The organism is Negativicutes bacterium (assembly GCA_018052945.1).
Classification (GTDB): Bacteria; Bacillota; Negativicutes; order JAGPMH01; family JAGPMH01; genus JAGPMH01.
In genome coordinates this window covers 1-10756 of sequence record JAGPMH010000047.1, presented here as the reverse complement: position 1 = coordinate 10756, position 10756 = coordinate 1, and the positions used below count along the sequence as shown (strand labels likewise).

Genomic DNA, 10756 nt, shown 5'->3' with positions numbered 1-10756 from the left:
GATAATTTTCTACAACATAGGCTTCTCTAATTTGTCCACCAATTAATTCATCTTCAATAATCATCGTCTCTAATTTAAATCTTGCTGCATATATCCCTGCTGTTAATCCAGACGGCCCCGAACCAATAATTAAGACATCTGGTTTTTTCACTTCTTTATCCATATTATCACCTATATATTTTTAACGATAAATTTTAACTCTGTCTGCTATGCTTTTATATTCTTTTTCAGCAGGCTGTTCTAGTGGCTTGCCAAAAGGCATTTGTGCTATCAGCTTCCACTTTTCCGGTATTGACCACTGTTTTTTTACGGCATCATCTATTAATGGATTGTAATGTTGCAAGGTAGCTCCTAGCCCATTCATTTCTAAAGCTGTCCAAATTGTAAATTGCAACATTCCTGAAGAATGATGAGACCAAATTGGAAAATTATCTTTGTAAAGTTGAAATTGCTTTTGCAAATCTTCTATCAAGCTATAATCTTCAAAAAATAAAATCGTGCCATAACCACTAGCAAAGCAATGCTCAATTTTTTCTTTACTATCATTATAGTTAGTATCTGAAAGAATTTTTCTTAATTCTTCTTTTACTATTTCCCATAATCTAAGATGATTTTTATTAAACAATATTACCACTCTGCCGGTTTGTGAATTAAATGAAGAAGGAATATGTTTTACAGCAACATTAACAATTTCTTGAATCTTATCTTCAGGGACTATCTTTTCTTTACCTATCGCATAATATGATCTCCTATTAGCAACCGCTTCGAAAAACTGCATTTCCATAAAACTACACTCCTCAAAATTATATTTTTAATAGTTTAAATAAAAATGTAACTATTATTATTAAAGAAATTCTATGGTCTACCAAATATTCCTTTATTTTTTATTGGGAATTTTTTTATTTTAATCGGGAAAAATTCCGGATTAAAACTCAAACTTACACTACTCTGGCTGTTTTTCCTTTAGCAAAATAGTTTTTTTATTATTTCGTTAGCGATTATATACTAATATAACAACATTTTATTATTTATTTATATTTATTTTAATATTTTTTTAAATTTTGGCACACCTTTTCATTATTAATAGGCAAGAGAAAAATATTTCTCAAAATTTAAAAGGAGGTGCATAGTATGAACTCACTTAGAACAATCATCGGAACAGCAATTGCAGGTATTTTTGTAATGTGCGTATGGGGGGCTTTTGCTAAAGCTTACGGTATCGGCGGTGGCTGGTTTGCCGGCTTTATCATCATCAGCACAATGTGGTGGGCCAATCATTTTGTTGGAGTTGTCCACAATCCACAAGGTTCAGCCTGGATCGATATGGCTTTGGGAATTGGCGTTTGCGGAACAATGCGCGACGTATTTATGGCCGGTTCCACCGCACCATTAATCGAATCATTACCAACTCTAGCAATCGTTATTCTTGGTGGCATTACCGGTGGCATTACCGCTGCGATGTTTGAAAAACATCTAAAAAATGCCGAGTAATTATTGTGATAAAAAATCAGGAGGTGAATTAAAATGACAATGAATTTAATGTTAGCTACGTTTGCAGGTGCATTTATTTTCCCTTATTTACTTCGACTTTGCGTTGGTCCCTTACTTGAGAAATTTGGTCCAATCGGTGGATGGATATTTGCCGGTTTTGTCGTTGGTACAGCATGGACTTTAAATCATGGTGTAGGAATGATTTTTCAATCAGGTAGCGCCTGGGTTGATATGGCTTGGGCAGCAGGATTTGGTCTTTGGGCAGCATCAGCCTTCTCTGGTGACAGTATCGGTAAGTCCATCCCAACCTTCGTTAATTCAATTATCGGTGGAACTCTTGGTGGATTTTTATTATCTTGTTTCTTAAAATAAGGACTTTTACTTTTCATAATCTTAAATAAGTATACTTGGTATATTTGATTCTATTATTATCTTTTGCTAAATATTAATAGTAGAAAATCAATTATATACATTAAAAAACCAGGGCCGTTAAGACTTCGCCTAAGTCTTAACGGCCCCTCCATTTTATTTTTTAATTAACCTTAATATTCGTCAAATAACCCAATACAGCTACAAAATGAGCTGAGCTACCGGCTAAAACAAATAAATGCCATATGACATGATTATATGGTATTCTTTTCATCAGATAAAATACTGAACCAATTGTGTAAAACACTCCACCTAATAATAGCCAATAAATTGCCCCAATTGGTAAACTAGCTAACAACGGTTTAATCATAACAACTGCAAACCAGCCCATAATTAAATAACAAATAGTCGAAATAAATTTAAATCTTTTGGCAAAAAACAATTTAAACACAATTCCAATTAAGGCCATTCCCCACACTATCCCAAAAATACTCCACCCTAAAACACCATGTAATGGTACTAAGACAAACGGTGTATAATTACCGGCTATTAACAAATAGATTGCCGAATGATCAAATATTTTCAAATAACCCTTAATTTTTTCATTTTTAAAACTATGATACAAAGTCGACGCCACATATAATAAAATTAAACTTATCCCATAAATCAAGAAGCTAACCAAGTGCCATTTACCGCCATTTAAATAAGCTTCAATAATTAACGCCACAAAGCCAACAACCGCTAACACAGCACCAATTCCATGAGTTATGGCATTTAAAAATTCTTCTAAACTTAAATAGTTTATAATCTTTTTAAGTCTATCCATCTTCATCCTTCTTTACAATTATTTTTATTAATATTCTAAGCTTTAACCAGCCAGTAGTAAAGAAGTTTTATTATAACTTTGTTTTATAACCAAGTTTGAAACTACGCCCCATTGTATAATACTCAGAAGTAGCATGAGAAGTAATATCTTTACGGTCAAAAATATTATCTATTGTTAAAAATATTTCTTTGTCATCTGATAAATTATGATTAATATTAAGATTTGTTAATAACATCGGTTTGATCTTACCACCGGTATCAGTATCACGTTCACGTTTTGCTAAATACGTTGCATTTAAGGAAATTTTCCAGTCTGTAACACTATAAGTTACTCCGCCATTTAATTGTAACCGACCATAATAATTGCGCCAAGCTGAGCTTACTCCATTTTTATCAGTTTCTTTCTTTTGCGGATTACTGTACGATAGGCCCCAAGCAGTATGAACTCTAGCCGAATTTTCAATTTCACAGCCAAATTCTAGCCCAGTATTTTTTATATCTTCATTACTTGTTTCAAACTCATCTGTTGCCTCTTTATAAGTCGATGAAATATTATCTTTTATATAATAATTAAATAATGCCACTCGCCAAGCATGATTATTATGATTCTTTTTAACACCAACTTCAAAATGTTTTCCCTCTTGCGGTCGTACTGCCGAATTACCTTTCAATCGTCCTGTACTACCGTAAATTTGCGTAAAAGTTGGCATCATAAAGGATTTAGCTGCACTAGCATAAAAACTACTTTCAACATCTATTTCTTTCAAATACTGCAACTGTGGCGTAAAACATTGGTAGTTTTTATCATCAGTAGCACCAGTAGTCAAAGTTTCTCTAGCACTAAAAATAATACTACTTTTTTCATCCAGTTCATGATTATATTGACCATAAACAGAGTAAATATTTCTAGCAAAACTACGTTCATCAGAACTAGGTAGTATGCTGATATCAGCATAGCTTTCTCTTTTATAATCTGCCCCTAGCAACAATGTATCACTTCCAAGAATCCATGAATTCTGTAAATCTAATCCCACTACTTTATCTTTTGATTTATTTTTTGAAGTAGTTGGTGATACTAATTTCTGATACTTACCACCAGTACTTGCCCAGTAATCAATCTTATCGCTATCTTGTTTTTTCTCATTTAAATATAATTTAGCAACTAAATCATTATTACTATATTTTAACTGTAACCTATTATAATCAGTATCATACTTAGTGCTTGAACTCAAACTACCAATTGTAGCATTGTTAGCATTCTCACTATGCCTATAATAATATGTCGCCTTACTAGTGCTATATTGATGTGCTAAATTTAAATTATCATTAAATTTATAATCCCATGATATTCCATTCTTATCATTGCCCGAAAAATCATAATACCGTTTTGGAACATACTTAACACTGGTTTTAGCAACTGTACTTCTAGTATAACCTCCTGAAATTCCTTCAATATCCTCTGTTTTATCAACATTTAAAGCAACACCAAGTTTTCCGGCTTGCAGCGACATGTTAGCAGTCTTACTACCATAATTACCACCTGCAAAACTAACTGTATTGTTTTTTCGTTCTTTCATTATGATATTAATAACCCCACCCATAGCCTCACTACCATATAAAACTGCTCCACCACCTCTTACAATTTCAATTTTTTCAATATCATTTAACGAAATGTCTTCCAAATTATATCGGCCATGTAAATTTAATGGTACTCCATCAATTAACACTAAAGTACCTTTCTCCACGCCTCTGATGATAAGCTTGCTAGTCATAGCTCCCTGCGAATTTCCTAGCGGACCTTGTGCATGGTAAATAATCCCTTCACTATATTTCAGCGCTTCAATCACACTATTAGCTCCAGTTAATTTTAGTTGTTCTGCGCTGTAAACAGTTACCGCTGCCGGAGTATCCATGTCAGTTTTACTACAACGTTGCGCTGTTACAATAATCGGATCAAAAACATACTCATCTTTGCTTTCCCCCGCAAAACTAATATTATTACCGACAATAAAGCTCGCTCCTAGTGCTAAAATTACTACTTTCCTCTTTACAAATCCTTTCATATTACCCTCCTGTTTTTTATTACGAGCCATAAGAAAAAGCTCTAACTACAAAATGTAATTAGAGCTTTTCAGATAAGTAACACAAACAAACCCCAGCATATAAATATGCCGGGGAATTTTTAATAGTAAAACTATCGAAAATCTCCTCCCCATCGCTCGTAGGTATAACGGTGATTGCTAAACAGGCAGTTCTCCTGGCTCAAGATCATTGCTACTTCCACACCTTCCCGATAACTCAGTGGCATAAAGTGGTTTTACTCCCTCTTACAGTGGCGGGACCGCGTCGGCCTTTAACCGACTTCCCTATTAAGTCCTTTCGGACACCTATTCCAAATATTAAGTTTACAATCTACAACATAATTTTACATACTTTTATTTATTTTGTCAAAAGCAAAATAAATATTAAAATAAAAAGTAATCACTAGTATTGTTTTATTTTTTCTAGTTCTGCTCCTTTACCGGAATATAAATACTGATATTGCCCTTCACTGGAGACACCTTTAATAATATTTATTAAATTACAAGTCGCTTGTTTATATACTATGGCTTGTGCCGACATACTAGCACTGGCAGCTCCAGTTCCCGAAAGACGATTATTTGGTGGTGAGTCAATATCGGCCCAATTTAACCATTCTGCATTTCCAGCTGCTTTAGCTGCTTTTTCATAGCCGGCAAGATATTCATCAACAATAATCTTATCTTCTTTAAATTTATATTTTCCTTTTAAAACATTAGCAGCATTCACAAGTTCCTTTTTCCAAGCTTGCAAATATTTTTCGCTTACATAGTTAATTTCTACAGTACTTTGTGCTTTTTGAAAATCATTAGCAAATGCACTATCAATCGGATTATCCTCAATGGATTTAGCTACACAACTTCCCATCACACCAACTAATATCAATAGTAAAACTAGACTACTTAGCATTTTTTTCATTTTAAAATCATCCTCCCCTTTAATGTAATGCTATTGTTATTATTCTCCATAGTTGGTTTATTTTCCTCTGCTAATAATAGTTTGGAACGGTATTTTTCTCATAACTGCTATTAAAGTTCTTTACTATTAAACAATAACGTAACCGGTCCATCGTTAATGGAATAAACTTGCATATCAGCTCCAAATTCACCACTTTCGATTAAAAAACCTCTCTTTTTACACTCCGTTATAAATTTTTCATATAATGGTATCGCAATATCAGGTTTTGCCGCTCCTGTAAAACCAGGGCGACGACTTTTTAAATCTGCAAATAAGGTGAATTGTGAAATCACCAGTAATTTTCCTCCTATTGCCGATAAATTTAAATTCATTTTTTTATTTTCGTCAGCAAAAACTCTGCATCCGCAGATTTTATCGACTAACTTTACAACATCACCAGTCTCATCATTCGGAGCAATTCCTAATAATACCAAAAACCCTTCTTGAATTGAACCTTTAACAACTCCATCAATCTCTACTCGCGCTTCCTTAACCCTCGTCACTACAGCTTTCATAACTAACCCCCTCTTTTTCCTTTTGGAAATATTATAAGGCATTATCAAACATACAACAACTTTACTAATCCCACTGCCACTAAAACAATCCACAAATTATTAAAACTTTTATTTTAAAATCATATTGCCTTCATTCATAATGAAAGTTATAATTATAATCTGTATAAAGTTAATTTTTTAAGGCTTTTATTTCTTTTTCCATTATTTATTATAACTTTAACAATTTAGAAATTATTTCATATAAACCTGGAGGTATTTTACTGTGAAAGCAACATATTCTGACATTACCGCATTTGGCTTGGCACTTTTCTCATTATTTTTTGGTGCAGGAAATTTTATTTTTCCACCTTTATTAGGGCAAATGGCTGGCGAACATCTTTTTACCGCATTAATCGGTTTTATTATTACTGCTGTTGGGATGCCCTTATTGGGAGTCTTGGTCGTTTCATTAATTGGCAGTAACGATCCTCATACTTTACCAAACCGCGTTAATAAAAAGTTTTCTTTAATTATGATGGTTTTAATTAATTTAACTATTGGACCATTTTTTGCAATTCCTCGTACTGCCGCTGTTGCTTTTGATGCCGGTATGAAAAGTTTTTTTACTAGCCCTGATTGGATAATTCCGGGCTTAGCCTTTTTCTCAATCATCTTTTTTGCTGTTAGTTATTATTTTTCCATCAATCAAGATAAACTTTCTGATAACGTCGGTAAAATATTAACTCCGGCCCTACTTATCTCACTAACACTTTTGGTGGTAAATGCCTTTTTGTCACCAGCCGGAAATCTCGGCACTGCGGTTGGCAATTATCAAAGTATTCCTTTAGCTGAAGGCTTTAGAGCCGGCTACCTAACAATGGATACCTTAGCTTCAATGGTTTTCGGGGTATTAATGCTCAATATCATAAAAAGCAAAGGTATTACCAGTAAAGCAGAGACCTTACGCTTTAGTTTGGGTGCCAGCCTCATTGCCGCCTCATGTTTAAGCGCCATCTACATCTCTTTAGCGTATCTTGGCGCAACTAGCGTTGAGGTAACTGGATTAGCACAAAACGGTGGTGAAATTTTATCATGGGCTGCCAATTACTATTTTGGAACCTTTGGTAATATAATTTTAGCAATAGCTTTTATCTTAGCATGCTTAACCACTAGTATTGGGTTAATGTGTTCAGGGGCAAATTTCTTCAATGGTCTTTTCCCTAGAGTAAGTTATAAAAATTGGGTTTTAATAATTGCTGTCTTTTCTTGCTTTGTTGCTAACGTTGGACTTACTAACCTAATTTCTATTTCAATCCCAGTACTGGTATTCCTCTATCCAATAGTCATTGTTTTAATAGCACTAGCCTTATTTAATAACTTCATTAAAATTTCTCGCTTAGTATATCAATTATCTGTTGGAGTTACCGTTATTATGGGCTTAATTGAAGCAATTAATGTAATCGGCTTAAATATAACAGCAATCAATAAATTTTTAGAACAAATATTACCACTTTATAATCAAGGTTTTGGTTGGATCTTACCCGCATTGCTAACAGCAATCTTTGCTTATGCTATTTCAAAATTGAGTTGTAACAATTATAATAATTCTAACAGTTTTTAAATAGTCAAAAAATTATTAGCGAGGTTTTATGGACGAACAAGCTTATGAAAAAATATTAAATATCAAAACAACCGGCGAACAAAAAATATTTAACAAAGACTATCACTATAATCGATATGAAGCAACATCTTATAATGTTTTAACTACGCTTTTACACAACTATAAATTTAAACCCACTGATACCATTGTTGACTTCGGCTGTGGTAAAGGTCGCTTAAATTTTTATTTTAATTATTACGCTAAATGTCATACCGTTGGTATTGAAATGAATTCGTTTTTTTATCAACAAGCGCAAATTAATAAAACAACTTATCAAGCCAAGCATAAAAAACAATTGTCCTTTATTTCATTTGAAAATTGCTTTGCTGAAGAATATGAAATTAACTCTCAAGAAAATATTTTTTATTTCTTCAACCCTTTTTCGGTGCAAATATTTCAAAAAGTCCTTAATAATATTATAAACTCAGTCCAAACAACACCTCGTCCGATAACTTTAATCCTCTATTACCCTGACATTGATTATATTAACCACCTTGAAAACACCGCATTCTCACTACTACAAGAAATAAAAATCGAACCAAACTATCACCAAGATTCACGCAATACTTTTTTAATCTATACAATGTAATAAAGGAGCTCTTTGCATAAGCAAAGAGCTCCTTTATTACATTTCTTCCAATTCCAAAAAACCTTTATTAAGACACACTTCCAATAGTAATTTTTTAGTATTACCGTAAAAATCAATTTCGATATCACTATTAGTAATAGCAATAATCTTTCCGACTCCAAACTTAGCATGTTTTATATTATTTCCTACTTTTAAATCAGCGATGTTCTTAATTCCGTTTGGATTTACCATTATATCATTCTTCTTTTTCGCTAAAGACATATTTTTAAGCCTACTATTAGCAATTTCTTGTGGATTAACTATTTTGCGTACTGCTGTAACAAATTGTGACTCAAAAACCTTCTCATTATCACGCTTCTCATAACTAATTAGCTCTAGCTTATTCTTAGCTCTGGTCATACCAACATAAAACAACCTTCTAGCTTCTTCAATAGCTTTTTCTTTGCCTTTGTTATATTGTTCAATATCGGTTGTTGCCGGAATTATCCCCTCCAGCAAATCAATCATATAAACATTTTCAAACTCCAGCCCTTTAGCGCTATGAAAGGTAGATAAAGTCACCTTCGCCGTCCTATTATTTTTTGCAGTTTTAATAACACTTTCCAAATAATTCAGTCTGCCTACAAACTCTTCCATAGTATTAATACCTTCAGCAATTTCCTCCAGCGTATTCAATATTCCCAGCAAATATTCTTTTTTAAAACCTAACCTAGAACAAATTCGCTCTAACGCTTTTTCATAGCCCAGTCTATGTCTAATAGTATAAATAATACTAATCGGCTTCATCTCTTTCAGTTTGAGAAAAATATCTTGGCATTCTTGGATATATTTATATTGATAGCTTTCCAGTTGGATATTATTCAGTAAGTTAATAAACACTGATTCATTATTATTGATTGATTTTAATTGTTCCATCTGCCTATTGGTAATATAGCCATTTATTTTTGTGTATATTCTTTCAAACACAGTGACACTTCTATTCAAATACGCTAATCGCATAAAATTTAAAACATCTTCAACCACCCAATGCTTGAAAAACTTTTTATCATCATCTTTAATATAAAAAGAAATACCGGCTATCTCCAGCTCATTAACCAAAATTATTGATGATGAATTATTGCGGTATAAGATTGCTACCCCAGCCTCACTATTACTGATTGCATCTATCAAATATTTTGCTTGTCTTTTATAATCAGACAGCTTTTTAATTACTATCGGTTTATAAAAATCATTTTCCGTAAACATATTCTTTTCATAACGATTCTTGTTCCATTTTATAAAAGAATTCGCCACAGTGACAATATCTTTAGAAGAGCGATAATTTTGTTCCATATACAAAACACTTGCCTCAGGATATACTTTTTTAAATTCCATTAAGTAAGCCGGTTCAGCCCCGCGCCAACTGTAAATAGCTTGATCATCATCCGCAACAACACATAAATTTCCGTGTTTCTGTACCATTTTTTCAATAATATAATGCTGTACTAAAGAAGTATCTTGACTTTCATCAGTTAATACATAATCATATAAATTTTGATAATATTTTAAAATTTCATCATCATCTAACGCTTTATTAGCATAAATCAACAAATCATCATAATCCAACAATAAAACGTCGCTATTATTTTTAAACGCTTCGTATTTAGCCATTATTTTATGAGCCTGTTTAATATTGCACTCAACATCGCTCCATTGATCAGTATGAATAAGTTTATTTTTAATATAGCTAATATATGTTAACAACTCTTCCATTTGATCTTCTGTGATATTTTCTTTAACTAGACTCTTAAAGATATCTCTTAATATGTGCCTTTTATCTTGATTTTTACTGCCTTCAATCAATTGATACTTTATTTTATTTTTCCTAAAATATTTTCTGGCAATTTCAAAAGCTAAGCTATGAATCGTCGAAAAGTCAACAATATCTAGTTTAGGGAAAAAACTTTCAAAGCGTTTTTTCATTTCCCACGCTGCCGCCCGACTAAAAGTAACTGCTTTGATTTTGTCAGCTGTTACGCCTTTTACTGTTATCAGATAGCCGATTTTCATTATCATGGTTGTAGTTTTTCCCGATCCCGGTGCTGCCAATAACAACAATGCGCCCTCCGTCATTGCTACCGCCTGCTTTTGAACTTCATTTAATTTTATCGTTGCTGTACTCTGCCAAAAAGCACTTTCTTTATTTAACATAATCATTTCCTCTTTTAAAACCACTTCACTCCAAATAATGAGCCACCGTCAAAGCGCTATTCACATTATACTTTTAATACTTTAATTTTCCAAACATTAATT

The 10756-nt window shown here is 32.8% G+C and carries 11 protein-coding genes and 1 riboswitch; of the genes, 4 read left to right on the top strand and 7 right to left on the bottom strand.

Going from position 1 to position 10756, the window contains the following annotated elements; all coding sequences use genetic code 11:
* Both KBI38_07025 and KBI38_07020 read right to left on the bottom strand, forming a co-directional pair.
* Positions 1–163 (bottom strand): FAD-binding protein (locus KBI38_07025; protein ID MBP8629809.1); only part of this gene is annotated, 163 nt, incomplete at its 3' end.
* A gap of 18 nt (positions 164–181) precedes the next feature.
* Positions 182–784 (bottom strand): nitroreductase family protein, encoded by a 603-nt coding sequence (locus KBI38_07020; GenBank protein ID MBP8629808.1) that lies wholly within the window; start codon positions 782–784, stop codon positions 182–184.
* A gap of 347 nt (positions 785–1131) precedes the next feature.
* Between KBI38_07020 and KBI38_07015 the strand changes: the two genes are divergently transcribed.
* The gene (locus tag KBI38_07015) at positions 1132–1491 is read left to right on the top strand and encodes a hypothetical protein (protein MBP8629807.1); all 360 of its coding nucleotides are present in this window, start codon (positions 1132–1134) and stop codon (positions 1489–1491) included.
* Positions 1492–1524: 33 nt separating this feature from the next.
* Positions 1525–1863, top strand: coding sequence for a hypothetical protein (locus KBI38_07010; protein ID MBP8629806.1), 339 nt, complete (start codon positions 1525–1527; stop codon positions 1861–1863).
* Between the two features lie 160 nt (positions 1864–2023).
* Here the strand turns inward: KBI38_07010 and KBI38_07005 are convergent, their stop codons facing one another.
* From KBI38_07005 to dtd, 4 genes are all read right to left on the bottom strand, one after another.
* Positions 2024–2686 (bottom strand): hemolysin III family protein, encoded by a 663-nt coding sequence (locus KBI38_07005; protein ID MBP8629805.1) that lies wholly within the window; start codon positions 2684–2686, stop codon positions 2024–2026.
* 70 nt (positions 2687–2756) lie between these two features.
* Positions 2757–4748 carry a TonB-dependent receptor gene (locus tag KBI38_07000; protein ID MBP8629804.1) on the bottom strand — a complete coding sequence of 664 codons (1992 nt, stop codon included), beginning with the start codon at positions 4746–4748 and terminating at the stop codon, positions 2757–2759.
* Between the two features lie 166 nt (positions 4749–4914).
* Positions 4915–5091, bottom strand: a riboswitch (cobalamin riboswitch).
* Between the two features lie 78 nt (positions 5092–5169).
* Positions 5170–5682, bottom strand: coding sequence for a hypothetical protein (locus KBI38_06995; protein ID MBP8629803.1), 513 nt, complete (start codon positions 5680–5682; stop codon positions 5170–5172).
* Between the two features lie 110 nt (positions 5683–5792).
* A complete protein-coding gene (dtd, locus tag KBI38_06990) occupies positions 5793–6236 on the bottom strand; it encodes a D-tyrosyl-tRNA(Tyr) deacylase (GenBank protein MBP8629802.1) in 444 nt (147 codons plus the stop codon).
* Between the two features lie 262 nt (positions 6237–6498).
* Between dtd and brnQ the strand changes: the two genes are divergently transcribed.
* Together brnQ and KBI38_06980 are read left to right on the top strand one after the other, a co-directional pair.
* Positions 6499–7836: a branched-chain amino acid transport system II carrier protein gene (brnQ, locus tag KBI38_06985; GenBank protein MBP8629801.1), complete on the top strand. Its 1338-nt coding sequence runs from the start codon at positions 6499–6501 to the stop codon at positions 7834–7836.
* 28 nt (positions 7837–7864) lie between these two features.
* Positions 7865–8464: a methyltransferase gene (locus tag KBI38_06980; protein ID MBP8629800.1), complete on the top strand. Its 600-nt coding sequence runs from the start codon at positions 7865–7867 to the stop codon at positions 8462–8464.
* Positions 8465–8500: 36 nt separating this feature from the next.
* Here the strand turns inward: KBI38_06980 and KBI38_06975 are convergent, their stop codons facing one another.
* Complete coding sequence (locus KBI38_06975) at positions 8501–10660, bottom strand: ATP-dependent helicase (protein MBP8629799.1); 2160 nt, start codon at positions 10658–10660, stop codon at positions 8501–8503.
* Positions 10661–10756: the final 96 nt, after the last annotated feature.